Origin of the sequence: Streptomyces sp. NPDC006687, from assembly GCF_040636215.1 — a bacterium.
Classification (GTDB): domain Bacteria; phylum Actinomycetota; class Actinomycetes; order Streptomycetales; family Streptomycetaceae; genus Streptomyces.
The window spans coordinates 406,130-425,614 of sequence record NZ_JBEYJJ010000002.1 but is presented as its reverse complement, the minus strand read 5'-3'; the positions used below and the strand labels follow the sequence as shown (position 1 = coordinate 425,614).

Annotated in this window: 16 protein-coding genes; 5 read left to right on the top strand and 11 right to left on the bottom strand. The window is 69.9% G+C overall.

Annotated features, from left to right (window positions below):
- Positions 1 to 76: 76 nt before the first annotated feature.
- From ABZ716_RS04310 to ABZ716_RS04295, 4 genes are all read right to left on the bottom strand, one after another.
- Positions 77 to 1,702 (bottom strand): cytochrome bc complex cytochrome b subunit, encoded by a 1,626-nt coding sequence (locus tag ABZ716_RS04310; RefSeq protein WP_358811550.1) that lies wholly within the window; start codon positions 1,700 to 1,702, stop codon positions 77 to 79.
- The gene (locus ABZ716_RS04305) at positions 1,699 to 2,757 is read right to left on the bottom strand and encodes a Rieske 2Fe-2S domain-containing protein (protein ID WP_358811549.1); all 1,059 of its coding nucleotides are present in this window, start codon (positions 2,755 to 2,757) and stop codon (positions 1,699 to 1,701) included. Before ABZ716_RS04305 ends, ABZ716_RS04310 begins: the two co-directional genes overlap by 4 nt.
- Positions 2,754 to 3,563, bottom strand: coding sequence for a c-type cytochrome (locus ABZ716_RS04300; RefSeq protein WP_351881163.1), 810 nt, complete (start codon positions 3,561 to 3,563; stop codon positions 2,754 to 2,756). The genes ABZ716_RS04305 and ABZ716_RS04300 overlap by 4 nt, the downstream gene beginning before the upstream one ends.
- A gap of 74 nt (positions 3,564 to 3,637) precedes the next feature.
- Positions 3,638 to 4,258: a heme-copper oxidase subunit III gene (locus tag ABZ716_RS04295; RefSeq protein ID WP_358811548.1), complete on the bottom strand. Its 621-nt coding sequence runs from the start codon at positions 4,256 to 4,258 to the stop codon at positions 3,638 to 3,640.
- Positions 4,259 to 4,457: 199 nt separating this feature from the next.
- On the opposite strand from ABZ716_RS04295, the gene ABZ716_RS04290 reads away from it, so the two are divergent.
- Positions 4,458 to 4,862 (top strand): hypothetical protein, encoded by a 405-nt coding sequence (locus ABZ716_RS04290; protein ID WP_351881169.1) that lies wholly within the window; start codon positions 4,458 to 4,460, stop codon positions 4,860 to 4,862.
- 98 nt (positions 4,863 to 4,960) lie between these two features.
- Here ABZ716_RS04290 and ABZ716_RS04285 read toward each other — a convergent pair whose 3' ends face one another.
- The 4 genes from ABZ716_RS04285 to coxB all read right to left on the bottom strand — a co-directional run bounded on the left by ABZ716_RS04285 (position 4,961) and on the right by coxB (position 9,430).
- On the bottom strand, positions 4,961 to 6,211 hold the full coding sequence (locus tag ABZ716_RS04285; RefSeq protein ID WP_358956358.1) for an Ig-like domain-containing protein: 1,251 nt from the start codon (positions 6,209 to 6,211) through the stop codon (positions 4,961 to 4,963).
- Positions 6,212 to 6,339: 128 nt separating this feature from the next.
- On the bottom strand, positions 6,340 to 6,738 hold the full coding sequence (locus ABZ716_RS04280) for a cytochrome c oxidase subunit 4 (RefSeq protein ID WP_351881174.1): 399 nt from the start codon (positions 6,736 to 6,738) through the stop codon (positions 6,340 to 6,342).
- Complete coding sequence (gene ctaD / locus ABZ716_RS04275; RefSeq protein WP_351881177.1) at positions 6,735 to 8,462, bottom strand: cytochrome c oxidase subunit I; 1,728 nt, start codon at positions 8,460 to 8,462, stop codon at positions 6,735 to 6,737. The genes ABZ716_RS04280 and ctaD overlap by 4 nt, the downstream gene beginning before the upstream one ends.
- A complete protein-coding gene (gene coxB / locus ABZ716_RS04270; RefSeq protein ID WP_351881180.1) occupies positions 8,459 to 9,430 on the bottom strand; it encodes a cytochrome c oxidase subunit II in 972 nt (323 codons plus the stop codon). The genes ctaD and coxB overlap by 4 nt, the downstream gene beginning before the upstream one ends.
- A gap of 339 nt (positions 9,431 to 9,769) precedes the next feature.
- Here coxB and ABZ716_RS04265 point away from each other — a divergent pair, with 339 nt between their 5' ends.
- Positions 9,770 to 11,152, top strand: a complete 1,383-nt coding sequence (locus tag ABZ716_RS04265) for an aminotransferase class V-fold PLP-dependent enzyme (RefSeq protein WP_358956355.1) — start codon at positions 9,770 to 9,772, stop codon at positions 11,150 to 11,152.
- Positions 11,153 to 11,251: 99 nt separating this feature from the next.
- Here ABZ716_RS04265 and ABZ716_RS04260 read toward each other — a convergent pair whose 3' ends face one another.
- Positions 11,252 to 12,229: a carbohydrate kinase family protein gene (locus ABZ716_RS04260; RefSeq protein ID WP_358811545.1), complete on the bottom strand. Its 978-nt coding sequence runs from the start codon at positions 12,227 to 12,229 to the stop codon at positions 11,252 to 11,254.
- Positions 12,230 to 12,360: 131 nt separating this feature from the next.
- Here ABZ716_RS04260 and ABZ716_RS04255 point away from each other — a divergent pair, with 131 nt between their 5' ends.
- Both ABZ716_RS04255 and ABZ716_RS04250 read left to right on the top strand, forming a co-directional pair.
- Positions 12,361 to 12,585, top strand: a complete 225-nt coding sequence (locus tag ABZ716_RS04255; RefSeq protein WP_351881189.1) for a hypothetical protein — start codon at positions 12,361 to 12,363, stop codon at positions 12,583 to 12,585.
- Between the two features lie 72 nt (positions 12,586 to 12,657).
- Positions 12,658 to 14,142 carry a hypothetical protein gene (locus ABZ716_RS04250; protein ID WP_358956353.1) on the top strand — a complete coding sequence of 495 codons (1,485 nt, stop codon included), beginning with the start codon at positions 12,658 to 12,660 and terminating at the stop codon, positions 14,140 to 14,142.
- Between the two features lie 91 nt (positions 14,143 to 14,233).
- Here ABZ716_RS04250 and ABZ716_RS04245 read toward each other — a convergent pair whose 3' ends face one another.
- Positions 14,234 to 14,590, bottom strand: coding sequence for an iron-sulfur cluster assembly accessory protein (locus tag ABZ716_RS04245; protein WP_030029080.1), 357 nt, complete (start codon positions 14,588 to 14,590; stop codon positions 14,234 to 14,236).
- Positions 14,591 to 14,925: 335 nt separating this feature from the next.
- Between ABZ716_RS04245 and nadA the strand changes: the two genes are divergently transcribed.
- The gene (gene nadA / locus ABZ716_RS04240) at positions 14,926 to 16,113 is read left to right on the top strand and encodes a quinolinate synthase NadA (RefSeq protein WP_358956350.1); all 1,188 of its coding nucleotides are present in this window, start codon (positions 14,926 to 14,928) and stop codon (positions 16,111 to 16,113) included.
- 67 nt (positions 16,114 to 16,180) lie between these two features.
- Here the strand turns inward: nadA and ABZ716_RS04235 are convergent, their stop codons facing one another.
- The gene (locus ABZ716_RS04235) at positions 16,181 to 19,297 is read right to left on the bottom strand and encodes an efflux RND transporter permease subunit (RefSeq protein ID WP_358956348.1); all 3,117 of its coding nucleotides are present in this window, start codon (positions 19,295 to 19,297) and stop codon (positions 16,181 to 16,183) included.
- Positions 19,298 to 19,485 lie beyond the last annotated feature (188 nt).

Genomic DNA, 19,485 nt, shown 5'->3' with positions numbered 1-19,485 from the left:
GACCCTGGACGGGGGCTCTTGCCGTGGCGACACCAGGATCGACCTGGATCGATCCCTCAAGCGGTCATGCCGGAGATCAGTGGTGGCCGTGGCCGGACTGGATCTCCTTGTACTCCTCGGCGGTGGGCTTCGGGATCTGGTTGCCCTCCGCGTAGAAGCCCTTGCTGAGCTTGGCCCGCAGCTTCTGGGCGCCCGTCACCTTGCGCTCGACGCCGTTCTCGTCGACCGTCGGGCCGAGGTCGAGCGGCTTGTACTGCTCGTGCGAGGTGAGGGTGTGCAGCTTGCCCTGCGGGAGCGGCTCGTGGACCTCGACGAACTCACCGTGCGGCAGACGCTTGATGATGCCGGTCTCGCGACCGTGCAGCACCTTGTCGTGGTCCCGGCGCTGGAGGCCGAGGCAGATCCGCTTGGTGGCGATGAACGCCAGCACCGGGACGACGAAGAAGCCGATCCGGACGAACCAGGTGATCGAGTTGATCGACAGGTGGAAGTACTGGGCGAACATGTCGTTGCCGCCGCCGATGAGGAGCACGATGTACTCCGCGATCCAGGCGACACCGAAGGCCGTACGGGTCGGGACGTTGCGCGGGCGGTCCAGGATGTGGTGCTCGCGCTTGTCGCCGGTGACCCAGGACTCGATGAACGGCCAGACGGCGATCGCGCCGAGGACCAGCGGGAAGAGCAGCAGCGGGATGAACACGCCCAGGACGAGCGTGTGGCCCCACAGGTTGATCTCCCAGCCGGGCATGGCACGGATCAGGCCCTCGGGCATACCCATGTACCAGTCGGGCTGCGCACCGGTGGACACGTGGTCCGGGCGGTACGGGCCGAGCGCCCAGATCGGGTTGATCGAGGCGAGGGCCGCGATGGCCGCGATGACACCGAAGACCAGGAAGAAGAAGCCTCCGGCCTTGGCCATGTAGACCGGCAGCAGCGGCATGCCGACGACGTTGTTGTTCGTCTTGCCGGGACCCGCGAACTGGGTGTGCTTGTGGTAGAAGACCAGGATCAGGTGGGCCACCAGCAGGCCCATCATGATGCCGGGCAGCAACAGGATGTGGATCGAGTAGAACCGGGCGACGAAGTCGCCGCCGGGGAACTCGCCGCCGAAGAGGAAGAACGACAGGTACGTGCCGACGATCGGCACGGACAGGATCGCGCCCTCCATGAAGCGGACACCGGTGCCCGAGAGCAGGTCGTCCGGCAGGGAGTAACCGGTGAAACCGGTGAACATGCCGAGGACCAGCAGCAGGAAGCCGAAGATCCAGTTGACCTCACGCGGCTTGCGGAACGCGCCGGTGAAGAAGACGCGCATCATGTGCACGACCATCGCGGCGACGAAGATCAGCGCCGACCAGTGGTGGATCTGCCGGATGAGCAGACCGCCGCGGACGTCGAAGCTGATGTCCAGCGTCGAGGCGAACGCCTCGGACATCTGAACGCCCTGCATCGGCACGTACGAGCCGTGGTACACGACCTCGTTCATGCTCGGGTGGAAGAACAGCGTCAGGTACACACCCGTGAGGATGATGATGATGAAGCTGTAGAGGCAGATCTCACCCAGCATGAAGGACCAGTGGTCCGGGAAGATCTTGCGCATGTTCGCCTTGGCGAGGCTGTAGATCCCCAGGCGGCCGTCCGCCCAGTCGGCTACGCGCTCGCCGCGCGGCGCTTTGCGCTCGGTGGTGGTGGCAGTGCTCATCCGCGCTCCCAGAATGCAGGACCGACGGGCTCTTCGAAGTCGCCGAGCGCTTCGAGGAAGCCTTCGTCATTGACGCCGATCCGCAGCTGCGGAAGCGCGTGACCAGCGGGGCCGAAGATGACTCGGGCGCCGTCGGAGAGGTCGAAGGTGGACTGGTGGCACGGGCAGAGCACGTGGTGCGTCTGCTGCTCGTACAGGCTGATCGGGCAGCCGACGTGGGTGCAGATCTTGGAGTAGGCCACGATGCCCTCGTGGGACCACTCCAGCTCCTGCTTGTCCTTGATGTCCTCCGGCTTGATCCGGACGAGCATCAGGGCGGCCTTGGCGATCTGGACCTGGAAGTCGTGCTGGTCCTCCTCCAGGCCCTCGGGCATGGCGAAGGTGAGCGAGCCGACCAGGACGTCCTCAGGGCGCAGCGGCTCCATGGTGTTCTGGTTGATGATCAGCTTGCCCTTGGCCCAGACGGTCTTGCGCAGCTTCTTCTCGGGCAGCGGGCCCAGGTCGCGCAGCAGCATCACGCCGGAGAGCGGCACCAGGGCCAGCGCACCGAGCAGGGTGTTGCGGATCAGCGGGCGGCGGGCGATGCCGGACTCGTTCGCACCGTCGGCGAAGTCCTGCATGACCTTGGCCTTGACGTCCGCCGGCGCCGCGATCTCGTGGCGGTCGTCGGCGACCTCGACGTCGGACATCAGGGTGCGGGCCCAGTGGACCGCGCCCGCGCCGATGCAGAAGAGGGCCACGCCCAGGGTCAGGCCCAGGGCGAAGTTGAGCGCGCTGACCTTGCCGATCGGGAAGACGTAAATGATCTTGTCGACCGGGATGGACACGTACGAGGCGATGAAGGCGACGGTGGCCAGCATCGACAGCGTGAACAGCATCGCCACCGTGCGCTCGGACCGCCGGGCGGCCCGCTCGTCGATGTCCTGGATGCGCGGCTTGTGGACCGGGAGGCCCGGGTCGGCGAACGGGTCGTCCGCGACCGCTACGGCACCGTGGTGCGCGTCGCCCTGCTCACTCGGCAGGTGCTTGTCTTCGGGAATGTCTTGGCTACTCATGACTTCTTGGCCTTAGCGGTGTGGGCCGCGACCCAGACGGCGACAGCGATCAGCGCACCCAGACCGAAGATCCAGCCGAACAGACCCTCGGAGACGGGGCCGAGGCCACCGAGCTTCAGGCCGCCAGGGCTGACCGACTTCTCGCCGTTCACGTTCTGGAGGTACGCGATGATGTCCTTCTTCTGCTTCTCCGGCATCGTGCTGTCGGGGAAGGAGGGCATGTTCTGCGGGCCGGTGAGCATGGCCTCGTAGATGTGCTTCGGCTCGACGCCCTCAAGGTTCGGGGCGTACTTGCCGTTCGTCAGCGCGCCGCCCTCGCCGGTGAAGTTGTGGCACTGCGCGCAGTTGTTGCGGAACAGTTCGCCACCGGCGGCGACGTCGGCACCGGCCGGGTCGTACTGCTTCTCGGTCGGCGTGATCGGGCCGGCACCGAGAGAGGCGACGTACGCCGCGAGCTGGTCGATCTGGGCCTGGGAATAGATGTTCCGCTTCTTCGGCACCTGGGCGCCGGGCTGCTGCGCGGGCATACGGCCCGTGCTGACCTGGAAGTCGACGGCCGCGGAGCCGACGCCGACCAGGCTGGGGCCGTCGGTGGAGCCCTGACCGCCGGTGCCGTGGCAGCTTGCGCAGCCCACGGCGTAGAGCTTCTTGCCCTCCTCGATGGCGAGGGACTGGGCGGTTTCATCGGCCTGCGCCTTGCCAGCGGGCGCGAAGGCGGCGTACAGCCCCCCAGTGACCGCCAGCGCGAAGAGTAGAACGACGACCGCCGCCAGCGGATGGCGTCGTCGTGCGGAGAGCTTTTTCACGGATTACCCCGGTGTCAGGATCTTCTGCGTCGGTGTTTCTGGATGGTGTGCCGGGCGGGCCCGGCGACGTTTCGCTACTTGATCAGGTAGATCGTGGCGAAGAGGCCGATCCAGACGACATCGACGAAGTGCCAGTAGTAGGACACGACGATGGCCGACGTGGCCTGTTCGTGGGTGAACCTCTTGGCCGCGTACGTCCGGCCGAGGACCAGCAGGAAGGCGATGAGTCCGCCCGTCACGTGCATACCGTGGAAGCCGGTGGTCAGGTAGAACACCGTGCCGTACGGATCGGACGAGAGGCTCAGGCCCTCGTGCTTGACCAGCTCGGTGTACTCGAACACCTGGCCGCCAATGAAGATCGCACCCATGACGAACGTGATGATGAACCACGTCCGGAGCTTCTTCACATCACCGCGCTCGGCGGCGAACACGCCGAGCTGGCAGGTGAGGGAGGAGAGCACCAGGATCGTGGTGTTCGTCGCCGAGAAGGGCAGATTCAAGGCCGCGGCCTGCTCTGTCCAGTGCTCGGCGCCCATCACGGATCGCAGGGTGAAGTACATCGCGAAGAGGGCCGCGAAGAACATCAGCTCGGAACTCAACCAGATGATGGTTCCGACGCTGACGAGGTTCGGCCGGTTGACCGTCGGGTGCGCGTGCCCGGTATCTACTGTCGTTGCTGTCGCCACGACCGACATTATGTCGGTCGCTTATCCCGCCCTCACCCCGGGGGGTGCCGTTCGGAGTGTCAGGGGGGTGTGCAAGGCCCGAACGGCCCATCAGACCGACCCGCGCGAGCTCTTCCCCCGGGGTGACGGAACCGATGTTGACACGGGGTCGGACGGAGTAGCATCCCGCGCATCATCAGCGTGATTCACGGACACGTGGAGGAACGAAATGCGGGCGACTGCGCGGGTTCTGGTCTACAGCGACGACGCGGGCACCCGGGAGCAGGTGCGGCTGGCGGCCGGGCGCAGGCCGGCCCCCGACCTGCCGCCGGTGGAGTTCCTGGAATGTGCCACGCTTCCAGCGGTCCTCAAGGAACTGGACGCCGGCGGCATCGACGCGTGCGTGCTGGACGGTGAGGCGGTCCCGGCCGGGGGCATGGGGGTGTGCCGGCAGATCAAGGACGAGGTCTTCCGGTGTCCCCCGGTGCTGCTGCTGATGGGGCGCCCCCAGGACGCCTGGCTGGCGACCTGGAGCCGTGCGGACGCGGCTGTCACCCTTCCGGTGGACCCGGTGGAGTTCCCCGAGGCCCTGGCGGGCCTCCTGCGCGCCCGCCTGAAGCCGCAGGCGGCCTGAGACGCGGCCGAGGGCCTGCGGGCGGTCTGTGGCCGCCGGCAGGCCCTCGCGGCTGTACAGGGGCCGTCGGGCCCTGCCGTTAGGCGGTGGCCCTGCCGCTAGACGGTGGGGCGCAGGCGGGCCTGGTCGACGGCGCTGCGGCCCTCCTGGGTGCCCTTGAGGAGGTAGCTGCCGTCGCGCCACTCCTTCCAGTCCAGGTTCCAGTCGCCGAAGCCGTTGCCGAAGGGCTCCATGTCCTCGCCGATGCTGTTGATCACCCGGACGACGTCGCCCTCGGTGATGTTCTCGTAGAACCAGGCGGCGTTGGCGGTGCTCATGCCGGTGCAGCCGTGGCTGACGTTCTCGTAGCCCTGGGAGCCGACCGACCAGGGCGCGGCGTGCACGTACTCGCCGCTCCAGGTCACACGGGTGGCGTAGTAGACGGGGAGGTTGTAGTACTCGCTGCCGCCGATGCCGACGGTGTCCCCGCGCATCTGGACGAAGTACTGCTTGCCCAGCACCACCTTGACCCCGTTGCGGGTGGAGAAGCCGGGCTTTCCGGTGGTCACCGGAATGGTGTTGATCACTTCTCCGTTGCGCTCGAACGTGAGGGTGTGCGCGGCGGCGTCGGTGGTGACCTCCACGCGGTCGCCGATCTCCAGCTTGAGGGGCTTGGACGCGGATCCGTGGAGGTCGTCCTCGATCTTGACGCCCTCCAGGTTGCTCCGTACGGAGACCCAGGAGTGGGCGGGCCAGTAGTCCTTGGGGCGGAAGTGCAGGTTCTTGTCGTCCACCCAGTGCCAGGCGCCCTCGACGGGTTCGGGCGTGTCGATGACCAGGCCGCGTTCGACGAGGGCGCGGGCGGCCTTGTCCTTGACGGGTTCGCTGAGTTCGGCCGTGATGGGCTGGCCGACCCCGTATTTGCCCTCGTCCGGGCCGAATTCGACCTTGAGGACCTTCTTGGCCGGGGTGGTGTCGAAGGCCAGCGTGCGCTGCCCTGGAGCGCCGTCCTGGTTCTCCGTGCTGACGGTGACGGTGTAGTGGACGCCCGCCGCCATCGGTGAGGTGCTGTGCCAGCGGTCGCCCTTGGCGGAGAGCTCGCCCGCCAGGCGGCGTCCTTGGCTGTCGACGGCCGTCACGTCCGTGATCCGGGTCTCCGCGCCCTTGGCGGTGACCTCCAGGGGCTTGTCGGGGTCGGCGGCGCGGCCGCTGCCGGGCGGCTGGTTGAAGACGATCTGCTTGCCCGCGTCGTACGGGCGGGCTGACAACGGGTTGTCTGCGGACCCCCCGCATGCGGTGGCGCCGGCACCGAGGGACGCGACCAGCAGGGAGCAGCTGAGTACCGTCCAATGACGCGGTGAGTGCTTCATGCGATCAACGCTATGAACATATGACTATTACGTCGCGCGGGGTGACTGCAAACGAGGGGCCCGGACTCCTCCGAAAAGGTGTCCGGGCCCCTCAGCACTGCTCACACGGCTACGACCGGCGCCGCCGCCTACTGGTTCTGGTTCTCACCGCGGTAGTACTCGTACACCCAGCCCCACAGGCCGATCATGATGATCGGGGCCGAGAAGTACATGAGCCACCAGCCGAAGATGACGCCCATGAACGCGAGCGCGCCACCGATGCCCAGCGAGAGCGGCTGCCAGCTGTGCGGGGAGAAGAACCCCAGCTCGCCCGCCTCGTCCGCGACGTCGGCCTCCAGGTTGTCCTGGGCCATCTCGTCCACGCGCCGGGCCGTGAAGGCCAGGTAGTAGCCGATCATGGCGCTCAGGCCGAAGGCCAGCGCGAGAGCGGTGGTGCCGACCGGCTCCTTCGACCAGACGCCGTAGACGACGGTCATGATCAGGATGAAGACGGAGAGCCAGAGGAACATCTTGCCCTGGATCTTCACTTGCCGGCCTCCTTGCCACCGGTGAGGGCCTCGGCCGGGGCGTGGTGCTCAAGGTGGTCGAGCGCCGCGATCTCCGGGTGGTGCAGGTCGAACGCCGGCGATTCGCTGCGGATGCGCGGCAGGGTGAGGAAGTTGTGCCGCGGCGGCGGGCAGGAGGTCGCCCACTCCAGCGAACGGCCGTAGCCCCACGGGTCGTCGACCTCGATCTTCTTGCCGTACTTGGCGGTCTTCCAGACGTTGTACATGAACGGCAGGAAGGACAGGCCGAGGACGAAGGAGCTGATCGTCGAGATCGTGTTCAGCGTGGTGAAGCCGTCGGCCGCGAGGTAGTCCGCGTAACGGCGCGGCATGCCCTCGGCACCCAGCCAGTGCTGGACCAGGAACGTGCCGTGGAAGCCGATGAACAGCGTCCAGAAGGTGATCTTGCCGAGACGCTCGTCCAGCATCTTGCCCGTGAACTTCGGCCACCAGAAGTGGAAGCCGGCGAACATCGCGAACACCACGGTGCCGAAGACGACGTAGTGGAAGTGCGCGACGACGAAGTACGAGTCGGAGACGTGGAAGTCCATCGGGGGCGAGGCCAGGATGACGCCGGTCAGACCACCGAAGGTGAAGGTGACCAGGAAGCCGATCGTCCAGAGCATCGGGGTCTCGAAGGACAGCGAGCCCTTCCACATGGTGCCGATCCAGTTGAAGAACTTCACACCGGTCGGGACCGCGATCAGGAAGGTCATGAAGGAGAAGAACGGCAGGAGCACACCGCCGGTGACGTACATGTGGTGCGCCCACACGGTCACCGAGAGGCCGGCGATCGCGATCGTCGCGGCGATCAGACCGATGTAGCCGAACATCGGCTTACGGGAGAAGACCGGGATGATCTCGGAGACGATGCCGAAGAACGGTAGCGCGATGATGTACACCTCTGGGTGTCCGAAGAACCAGAAGAGGTGTTGCCACAGCAAGGCGCCGCCGTTGGCCGCGTCGAAGACGTGCGCACCGAACTTCCGGTCGGCCTCCAGCGCGAAGAGCGCGGCGGCCAGGACCGGGAAGGCGAGCAGGACCAGGACACCGGTCAGCAGCACGTTCCAGGTGAAGATCGGCATGCGGAACATCGTCATGCCGGGAGCGCGCATGCAGATGATCGTGGTGATGAAGTTGACCGAGCCGAGGATCGTACCGAAGCCGGAGAAGGCCAGACCCATGATCCACATGTCGGCGCCGATGCCCGGCGAGCGGACGGCGTCCGACAGCGGGGAGTAGGCGAACCAGCCGAAGTCGGCCGCACCCGAGGGGGTGACGAAGCCGGCGACAGCGATGGTCGAGCCGAAGAGGTACAGCCAGTACGCGAACATGTTCAGCCGCGGGAACGCCACGTCGGGCGCGCCGATCTGCAGCGGCATGATCCAGTTCGCGAAACCGGCGAACAGCGGGGTCGCGAACATCAGCAGCATGATCGTGCCATGCATGGTGAACGCCTGGTTGAACTGCTCGTTCGACATGATCTGCGTGCCCGGACGGGCCAGCTCGGCGCGCATGAAGAGCGCCAGGATGCCGCCGATCAGGAAGAAGATGAACGACGTGACCAGGTACATCGTGCCGATGGTCTTGTGGTCGGTGGTGGTGAGCCACTTCACGACCACGTTGCCCGGCTGCTTGCGCCGCACCGGCAGCTCGTTTTCATACGAGTCGGCGGCGGCACCCTGGGATTCGTTGAGGATGCTCACAGTTTGTTCACTTCCGCATTCCGGGCGGGGTCAGTCTGCTTGATGCCGGCCGGCAGGAAGCCGGTCTGCCCCTTCTCCGCCAGCTGCTTCAGGTGGGCCTTGTACTCCGCGGGGGAGACGACCTTCACGTTGAACAGCATGCGGGAGTGGTCGACACCGCAGAGCTCGGCACACTTGCCCATGAAGGTGCCTTCCTGGTTCGGGGTGACCTCGAAGACATTGGTGTGACCGGGGATGACGTCCTGCTTGAACAGGAAGGGCACCACCCAGAAGGAGTGGATGACGTCGTTCGACGACAGGACGAAGCGGACCTTCTCGCCCTTGGGCAGGTAGAGGGTCGGCCCCGGGTTGTTGGTGTCCGCGTTCCGGTCGCCGGGGACGCCCTTGTCGTAGACGCCCTCGGCGCCCGCGGGGAAGTCCTTGGTGAAGCGGTCCGGGAGGGAGGCGAGCTCCTTCGGAACCACACCCGCCTTCGGGGTCGCGGCGTCGCCGTCGACGTTCTCGACGTAGTTGAAGCCCCAGCTCCACTGGAAGCCGATCACGTTGATCGTGTGCGCCGGCTTGGAGAGGGTGAGCAGCTTCGACTCATCACGCGCGGTGAAGTAGAACAGCACCGAGACGATGATGAGCGGGACCACGGTGTACAGCGCCTCGATGGGCATGTTGTACCGGGTCTGCGCGGGGACCTCGATCTTCGTCCGGCTACGCCGGTGGAAGATGACGCTCCACAAGATCAGGCCCCACACCAGGATGCCCGTGATGAGAGCGGCCGCCCAGGATCCCTGCCACAGGGAGAGGATGCGAGGCGCCTCCTCCGTGACCGGGGTGGGCATTCCGAGGCGGGGGAAGTCTTTCCAGGTGTACGAGCAACCAGTGGCGGTCGCCAGGACCACGCCCGCAGTCAGCGCCTGCAGCAGCTTCCGCCGCATCGGGCGCCGCGGCGAGCGGTCGGAGCCGTAGGGACTCACGTAGCGCCTTCCCGAGAGTCTCGGCCCGCGCGGCCGGCCGCGGCCGTGTTCGGGTCGGTCGCCGGCCCTGACGCAGGCAGGGGTTTGGATGTTTATGCGGACCAAACCCTACTGGACGCTATTTGGGGCCGCGCGGGGAGGGTGCCCAACGCGCCGCTACTGCCCCCGAAGGGATGGATCCGCCGTACGGGGGACCGTCCGTCCGGCCCTGAACGGCGGGCCCGGGACGGCATCTGACGCCCCCTGAACCCGCCGCTGACCAGGGCCGCGTGTCCGGCCGGGACCCGCCCGGCGGGACGGGCCCCGTTCCCCGTGCCGCCCCTGCCTTACGGTGGCCGGATGCCGTACTTCGACACCGCCTCCGCCGCCCCGCTGCACCCCGTGGCCCGGCAGGCGCTGCTGGCCGCACTGGACGAGGGCTGGGCGGATCCGGCCCGGCTGTACCGGGAGGGCCGGCGGGCCCGGCTGCTGCTGGACGCGGCGCGCGAGGCGGCGGCCGAGGCCGTCGGATGCCGCCCCGACGAGCTGGTGTTCACTCCTTCGGGGACGCACGCGGTTCACGCGGGCGTCGCGGGGGCGCTCGCGGGGCGCCGGCGGGTGGGCGGCGGCCTGGTGGTGTCGGCCGTCGAACACAGTTCCGTGCTGCACGCGGCGCAGGCCCACGCGGCGGCCGGGGGGACGGTGACGGAGGTTCCGGTGGACCGGGCCGGCGCGGTCTCGGCCGCCGGGTACGGCTCCGCCCTGGCCTCCACCACGGCTCTGGCGTGCCTCCAGTCGGCCAACCACGAGGTGGGCACCGTCCAGCCGGTGGCCGAGGTGGCCGAGGTCTGCGCGGCCGCGGGGGTGCCGCTGCTGGTGGACGCGGCCCAGTCGCTGGGCTGGGGCCCGGTGGAGGGCGGCTGGTCGCTGCTGGCGGCCAGCGCCCACAAGTGGGGCGGCCCGCCCGGGGTGGGCCTGCTGGCCATCCGCAAGGGGGTCCGCTTCGCCCCCCAAGGCCCCGCCGACGAACGGGAGTCGGGCCGCTCCCCCGGTTTCGGCAACCTCCCGGCCGTGGTGGCGGCGGCGGCCTCGCTGCGGGCGGTGCGGGCGGAGGCGGACGCGGAGGCGGCGCGGCTGCGGGTGCTGGTGGACCGGATCCGGCGGCGAGTGGCCCGGCTGGTGCCGGACGTGGAGGTGGTGGGCGACGCGGACCGGCGCCTGCCGCACCTGGTCACCTTCTCCTGCCTGTACGTCGACGGCGAGACCCTGCTGCACGAGCTGGACCGGGCGGGGTACTCGGTCTCGTCGGGCTCCTCGTGCACGAGCTCCACGCTGACCCCCAGTCATGTGCTGCGGGCCATGGGGGTGCTGTCGGAGGGGAACGTACGGGTGTCGCTGCCGCGGGGGACGACGGCGGAGGAGGTCAACGGCTTCCTGGAGGCCCTGCCGCGGGCGGTGGCCGGGGTGCGGGCGGAGCTGGGCGTCCCGGACGCCGCGCCGGACGCCCCGCCGGTGGCGGAGTCGGTGGAGATCGACGCCCTCGGGCAGCGGTGCCCGCAGCCGGTGATCGAGCTGGCGCGGGCCGTCCTCACCGTCCCCGTCGGCGGGACGGTGACGGTGGTCTCGGACGACGAGGTGGCCCGGCTGGACATCCCGGCGTGGTGCGTGCTGCGGGGACACACGTATCTGGGCGAGAGCCCGCGCGCCGCCGGCACGGCCTACCGGGTCCGCCGCGCCACCTGACCGGGGTGCGGGGCGGGGCGAGGCCCCCTTCCCCGGGGCTCCGCCCCGGACCCCGCGCCTCGAACGCCGGCGGGGCTGGAACCAGCCCCGCCGGCTGGGCTACGCGTCCAGGTGGGCGCGGACTTCGGCCGCCGCCTGCTCGCCGTACGCCTTCGTGAAGCGCTCCATGAAGTGGGCGCGGGCCAGGGTGTACTCCTGGGTGCCCAGCGTCTCGATGACCAGCGTCGCCAGCATGCACCCCAGCTGCGCCGCCCGCTCCAGGCTCACGCCCCAGCCCAGACCCGTCAGGAACCCGGCGCGGAACGCGTCGCCGACACCGGTCGGGTCGACCTTCGCCGTCTCCTCGGGGCAGCCGACCAGGATCGGCTCCTCACCGGCCCGCTCGATCCGCACGCCGCGCGCGCCCAGGGTGGTGACCCGGGTGCCTACCTTGCCCAGGATCTCCTCGTCGGTCCAGCCGGACTTCGACTCGATGAGGCCCTTCTCGTACTCGTTCGAGAAGAGGTACGTCGCGCCCTCCATCAGGGTGCGGATGTTCTCCCCGTCCATGCGGGCGATCTGCTGCGAGAAGTCCGCCGCGAAGGGGATCTGGCGCGTGCGGCACTCCTCCGTGTGGCGGAGCATCGCCTCGGGGTCGTCGGCGCCGATGAGGACGAGGTCCAGCCCGCCCACCCGGTCGGCGACGGCCTTCAGCTCGATCTGCCGGGCCTCGCTCATCGCGCCCGTGTAGAAGGAGCCGATCTGGTTGTGGTCGGCGTCCGTGGTGCAGACGAAGCGCGCCGTGTGCAGCACCTCGGAGATCCGCACGGAGGCCGTGTCCACCCCGTGCCGGTCCAGCCAGGCGCGGTACTCGTCGAAGTCCGAGCCGGCGGCGCCGACCAGGATCGGGCGGCTGCCGAGCTGGCCCATGCCGAAGCAGATGTTGGGGCCGACACCGCCCCGCCGGACGTCGAGGTTGTCGACGAGGAAGGAGAGGGAGACCGTGTGGAGCTGGTCGGCGACGAACTGGTCGGCGAAGCGGCCCGGGAAGGTCATGAGGTGGTCGGTGGCGATGGAGCCGGTGACTGCGATGCGCACGGCGTGGACGCTCCTGCGGAGGACGGCGGGTGACAGTCAAAGCTACCCGGTCCCCGCCCCCAGGCCGATCGGCAGAAACTACCCCGTAGTAGGACTTCCTTCGCCCGACCTGGCGTGTCTACGGTGCCCCCATGACCTATACCGATGGTTTCGGTTACACCCAGTACACCGAGTACACCGCCGACGTGCGCCCCGGTTTCGCCCGGCTGCTGGGCGACTGCGCCCGGATGGCCCCGCACTGGGCGGCCGCGCCCGGTCCCCGGCCGGCACGGGTGGCGCCCTCGCAGATCCACGGGGTCCGCGTCCCGCCGGCCTCCGTCCGGCTGATCGCCGCCACGGCGGAGTACGGGGAGTAGGAGGGGAACCGGTTCGGCGGTCCGCGCGTCCCACCCGCATCACATACGGCGGGACACGCGAAGGAGCGAGCGGTGACCAGCGAACAACCCGACACATCACGCGCCACACGACGGCGGCCGGCCTGGGCCATCGGCTCCGTCGCCGCCGCCGTCCTGCTGGCCGGCGGCGGTACGGCCTACTGGGCGTCGACGGCGTACGGGGACGGCTCGGGCGGCGGCGGCCGTACGGGCAGCACCGCGGCCGTCGCCCCCCGCACCTCGGGGACCCCTTCCCGGCCGGGCATCGCCCCCGGGGAGCCGGACCCGAACGGTGGCGGGGTCACCTACAAGGCGGAGGGGCCGCTCCCCCAGGGCCCGGGCTCCGCACCCTCCTTCACCGCGTCCGGGGAGGTCGGCTCCGAGGAGGTGGCCCGGCTCGCGCAGGCCCTCGGGATCTCCGGCGCGCCCCGGCTCAGCGGTGAGCAGTGGCTGGCCGGTGAGTCCGCCGACGGCTCCGGGCCCCGGCTGAGCGTGACCCGCAAGGCCCCCGGCACCTGGAGCTTCTCCCGCTTCCAGGCCGGCGGTACGGGCACCGGCGCCGGAGCGGGGGACGACTGCGTCCGCGGCAAGGACACCTGCGGCCCGGCCACGCTCCCCGAGGAGGGCGCCGCGAAGCCGGCCGCCCCGCAGGACGCGGGCCCCGGCAAGCCCGTCACGGAGGAGGCCGCGAAGGCCGCCGCCGCGCCGGTGCTGGCGGCCGCCGGGCAGGGCGACGCGAAGGTGGACGCCCGTCTGGTGACGGGGTCGGTCCGGGTGGTGGTCGCCGACCCTGTGGTGGGCGGCCTGCCGACGCAGGGCTGGTCCAGCCGGATCACCGTCGGGGCGGACGGCCGGGTGGTGGCGGCCAGTGGTGAGCTGAAGGCCCCGGTCCGCGGGGCGGAGCAGCCGGTGGTCGGGGCCGCCGAGGCCCTGGACCGCCTCAACGCCGCCAGCAAGGGCGGCGGTGACGGCACCGGCCCGGGCCCGAGCGGCTGCGCGACCTCGGTGCCGCTGACCCCGGACACCGCGCAGGGGGCCACGGACACCCTGCCCTGCAACCCGGAGCCGCGCCCGATGAAGCCGCCGCGGACCGAGAGCGTGAAGGGTGCCGTGCTCGGCCTGGCGGCGGGGACGGTCGACGGCGGGCGGGGACTGGTGCCGGCCTGGCTGTTCGAGGTGGCGGGTACGGACGGCAAGCCCGGCCGTACGGTGGTCCAGCCGGCGGCGGCCGGTCAGGGCGGCGGCGCCACCACGGCGCCGATGCCCCCGCTGGGCCGTACCGTGCCCGGGTTCTCGTACGCGCAGGCGGACCGGACGCTGACGGTGAACTTCTGGGGCGGGATGTGCAGCACCTACGCCCTGGAGGCCCGGGAGGAGGCCGGTTCGGTGCTGGTGAAGATCACGGACACCCCCGTCAAGCCGGGCCAGGAATGCGTCATGCTCGCCAAGGAGATGTCCGTCACGGCGCAGCTCGCCAAGCCGCTGGACGGCCGCGCGGTGGTCGACGCGACGACGGGCAAGCCCCTGCCCCGCCAGTAGCCGGGCGGCACGGACGAGGGCCCGGGCGCCGGTCGGATCGACCGGGGCCCGGGCCCTCGTCGTGCGTTCAAGCCCGCCGGATCAGCCTGGTTTAGCTGAAGGAGTCGCCGCAGGCGCAGGAGCCGGTGGCGTTCGGGTTGTCGATCGTGAAGCCCTGCTTCTCGATGGTGTCGACGAAGTCGATGGAGGCGCCGCCCAGGTAGGGGGCGCTCATGCGGTCGGTGACGACCTTGACGCCGTCGAAGTCCTTGACGACGTCGCCGTCGAGGGAGCGCTCGTCGAAGAAGAGCTGGTAGCGCAGGCCGGAGCAGCCGCCGGGCTGGACGGCGACGCGCAGCGCCAGGTCATCGCGGCCTTCCTGCTCCAGCAGGGTGCGGACCTTCTCGGCGGCGGCGTCGGACAGGAGGATGCCGTCGCTCACGGTGGTCTTGTCGTCCTGTACGGACATCTGCATTCACTCCCGAAGTGGGCGGCTCCCCGCCGGAGGCTGGGGAAACGTCGGACTCTTGCCGTCGGTGGCAACCAGGCGGACCGCGGTTTCATTCCGGGTCCGGCGCCTTGTTTCAGATATTCATGCTCGCACACCCGCGGGGAGCGGTGGACCCCGCGCGGAAGGCCGCTGGAGTGCGCCGCGGCGGAGCGGGCGAATGCGTCACATCGACATTATCGCCATCGTCAAAGTGACGTGAAGCGGTTATGATAGATAGCGTCATATAGACGAGAAGTCGAAGTGACGCCTTCGGAAGCGCTCTTCGGAAGGCACCTAGTCGCAGAACAGAAAGGGTGCGTGTCGTGACCACCGCCCAGCCCTTGGACGTCCAGCCGACGCCCCTTGCCCTGCTGCTGCTCGGCCGCGAGTCCGACCCGAAGAGCGAGCGCGGGGTGGAGTGCCCCGGCGACCTGCCCTCGCCGTCGGACCCGGACCTGGTGGCCCGCGCCCGCGCGGCGAAGGAGAAGCTCGGGGACAAGGTCTTCATCCTCGGGCACCACTACCAGCGGGACGAGGTCATCGAGTTCGCCGACGTCACCGGCGACTCCTTCAAGCTCGCCCGCGACGCGGCCGCCAAGCCGGAGGCCGAGTACATCGTCTTCTGCGGTGTGCACTTCATGGCCGAGTCCGCGGACATCCTGACCTCCGACGACCAGAAGGTCGTCCTGCCCGACCTCGCGGCCGGCTGCTCGATGGCCGACATGGCCACCGCCGAGCAGGTCGCCGAGTGCTGGGACGTGCTCACCGAGGCCGGGATCGCCGGCTCCACCGTGCCGGTCTCGTACATGAACTCCTCTGCCGACATCAAGGCGTTCACCGGCAAGCACGGCGGCACCATCTGCACCTCCTCCAACGCCAAGAAGGCCCTGGAGTGGGCCTTCGAGCAGGGCGAGAAGGTGCTCTTCCTCCCGGACCAGCACCTGGGCCGCAACACCGCCGTCCGCGACATGGGCATGTCCCTGGACGACTGCGTGCTCTACAACCCGCACAAGCCGAACGGCGGGCTGACCGCCGAGGAGCTGCGCGGCGCCAAGATGATCCTGTGGCGCGGCCACTGCTCGGTGCACGGCCGGTTCAGCGTGGACTCGGTCAACGACGTGCGCGAGCGCATCCCGGGCGTCAACGTGCTGGTGCACCCCGAGTGCAAGCACGAGGTGGTCGCGGCCGCGGACTACGTCGGCTCGACGGAGTACATCATCAAGGCGCTGGAGGCGGCCCCGGCCGGCTCCAAGTGGGCCATCGGCACCGAGCTGAACCTGGTCAAGCGCCTGGCGAACCGATTCGCCGCCGAGGACAAGGAAGTCGTCTTCCTCGACAAGACGGTCTGCTTCTGCTCGACCATGAACCGCATCGACCTCCCCCACCTGGTGTGGACCCTGGAGTCCCTGGCCGCGGGCAACCTCGTCAACCAGATCCGGGTCGACAAGGAGACGGAGAGCTTCGCCAAGCTCGCGCTGGAGCGCATGCTCGCCCTCCCGTAGGCGGCACCGGAACACGTACGAAGGGGCGCCCCCCGGCCCGGGGGGCGCCCCTTCGGCGTTCACGAGGTCAGACGGTCACCCGGTCCTCGTCCGCGGCCGGGACCACCGTCAGCTTCGCCGCGCGCCGGGCCGAGCGGCGCTCGCGGCGACGCTCCTTGCGCAGCTCGATCGCCGTGTACAGGGTCGGGACGAGCAGCAGCGTCAGCAGGGTGGAGCTGACCAGGCCGCCGATCACGACCACCGCGAGCGGCTGAGAGATGAAGCCGCCCTCGCCGGTCACGCCCAGAGCCATCGGCAGCAGCGCGAAGATCGTCGCCAGGGCCGTCATCAGGATGGGGCGCAGCCGGTGCCGGCCGCCCTCGACGACCGCCTCGACCACGCCCAGGCCCTGCGCCCGGTACTGGTTGACCAGGTCGATCAGGACGATGGCGTTGGTGACCACGATGCCGATGAGCATCAGCATGCCGATCATCGCCGGGACGCCCATGGGGGTGCCGGTGACGATGAGCAGGCCCAGCGCGCCCGTGGCGGCGAAGGGGATCGAGACCAGCAGGATCAGCGGCTGGACCAGCGAGCGGAAGGTCGCGACCAGCAGCAGGAAGACGATCGCGATGGCCGCGAGCATGGCCAGGCCGAGCGAGCCGAACGCCTCGTCCTGGTCCTGGGAGACGCCGCCGATGGAGGCGGTGGCCCCGGCGGGCAGGTCCAGGGCCTTGAGCCTGGTCTGGAGTGCGGCGCTGACCGCGCCGGTGTTGTCGCCGACGGGCTTGGCGGTGATGGTGGCGGCGCGGGCGCCGTCGATCCGGGTCATCGCGACCGGGCCGGGGACCTCCTTGACCTCGGCGATGTCGCCGAGCCGGGCGGGGCCGACGGGCAGGGCCTGGAGCTCGGCCAGGGTGGTGGCCGGGTGGGCGGAGCGGATGACGACGTCCCGCTCGGTGTTGTCCAGGACGGCCTTGCCCACCGGGTTGCCGCGGACGGCCTGGGCGACGATCGCGCCCAGCGCGGCCTGGTTCAGGCCGGCCTCGGCGGTCTTGGGGGTGGCGGTGACCGAGATCCGGGGCACGGACTGGGCGAGGTCGCTCTGGACGTCGGTGACGTCCTTGAGCGTGGCCACCTCGGCCCGGACCTGCTCGGCGGCCTTGGCCAGGACGGCGCCGTCGCCGGCCTTGACGACCACGCTCAGGTTCTGGCTGCCGAAGCCGCCGCCCGCCGACAGGGAGGTGTCGCCGATGCCCTGGAGCTTGCCGAGGGCGTCCTGGATGCGCTGCTTGACGGCGTCGGAGTGCGCGGCGTCGTCCAGGGTGACCTGGTAACTGGCCTGGTTGGTGCCGGTACCGCCGCCGAAGGCCGCGAGGAAGCCGGAGGAGCCGACGGTGACCTGGTAGTCCTTGACGCCCTCGACGGAGGCCAGGGCCTTCTCCACCTTGCGGCTCGCCTCGTCGGAGGCGGCCAGGGAGGTCCCGGCGGGCAGCTCCTGCTTGACGGTGAGGACGTCCTGCTCGCCCTGGTCGAAGAAGTTCGTCTTCAGCAGCGGGGTCATCCCGAAGGTGGCGACCAGGACCACGACCGCGATCGCGATGCTGGTCAGGCGGCGCCGGGTGGCGAAGCCCAGGACCCGTACGTACAGGCGCTGCAGGCGGCTGCGCGCCTCCTTCTCCTCCGCCTCGCGGCGTGCCCGCTCCGGGTCCTCGGACGTGCCTCTGGGGGCGCGCAGGAACCAGTACGAGAGCACCGGTACCACCGTCAGGGAGACCAGCAGCGAGGCCAGCAGGGCGGCGGTGACGGTGAGCGAGAAGGAGCCGAAGAGCTCGCCGACCATGCCGCCGACCAGGCCGATCGGGAGGAAGACGGCGACGGTGGTGAGGGTGGAGGAGGTGACCGCGCCGGCCACCTCCTTGACGGCGGCGGTGATCGCGGCCTCGCGCTCCTCGCCGTAGCCGAGGTGGCGCTTGATGTTCTCCAGGACCACGATCGAGTCGTCGACGACGCGGCCGATGGCGATGGTGAGCGCGCCCAGCGTCAGCATGTTGAGCGACAGGTCGCGGGTCCACAGCACGATCAGGGCGAGGACCACGGACAGCGGGATGGACACCGCGGTGACCAGCGTCGAGCGGATCGAGGCCAGGAAGACCAGGATCACGATCACCGCGAAGACCAGGCCGAGCAGGCCCTCGGTGGTGAGGCCCGAGATGGAGCGGGCCACGGCCGGGCCCTGGTCGCTGACGACGGTCAGCGCGGCGCCCGAGCCGAGCTGGGAGCGCAGCTCGGGGAGCTTGTCCTTGACGGCGTCGGAGATGGCGACGGCGCTGCCGTCCTTGTCCATGGTGAGGACGACGGCGAGGCTGGGCTTGCCGTTGGTGCGGGTGATCGAGTCGGCCCTGGCCGGTTCCTGCGTGACGGCGGCCACGTCGCCGAGGCGGACGGCCGGCTTGCCGGGGCCCGCGGTCAGCCGGAGGTCCTCCAGCTGGGCGAGGGAGGTGTAGCCGGAGCCGACGCGGACGGTGCGGTTCTTGCCCTGTTCGTCGAAGGAGCCGGCGGGGACGGTCGCGCCGCCCGCCTTGAGGCCCTCGGCGAGGGCGGCGCCGTCGAGACCGGCGGCGGCGAGCTTGGCGTTGTCGGGGGTGATGGTGACCTGGAGGTCGCGGACGCCTTCGACGCTGACCCGGCCGACGCCGTCGAGGTCCTCCAGGACGGGGACGACGGAACGGTTCAGCTGGTCGGCGAGGGCCTGCTGGTCCTTGTCGGAGGTGGCGGCGAGGACGACGGTCGGGATGTCGTCGGTGGAGCCGGCCACCACCTGCGGGTCCACCTCGGCGGGCAGCCGGACGCGGGCCCGGTTGACGGCCTGCTGGACGTCGGCGACGAGCTGCTTGGTGCCGCTGTCGCCGTAGTCGAAGGTGGCCCGGATGAGGGCGTTGCCCTCGCTGGCGGTGGAGGTGATGCCGGTGATGCCGTCGACGCCCTTGAGGGTGTTCTCGATGGGCTCGACGACCTGCTTCTCGACCACGTCGGGCGAGGCGCCCTGGTACGGCGCGAGCACGGAGACCATCGGCAGTTCGATGGACGGCAGCAGCTGCTGCTTGAGCTGCGGGATGGCTATGGCGCCGAAGAGCAGCGCGACGATCGACACGAGGCCGATCAGGGCTCTCTGGGACAGGCTGAAGCGGGACAGCCAGGACATGGGCGTGGGATCTCTCTGCAGTGACGAACGCGAAGGGCGACGGCTGGGCGGCGAAGGCCAGGGGACGGAGGCAGGGACGGAGGGCGGGTACGGAGGGCGGGGGCGAACGCGAGGAGGCGAACGCCGAGGGGCTCCAGCCTCTCCCGCGCCGGGCGGGCGCCGCGTCGCCCGCAGGTCCCGTCCTCACC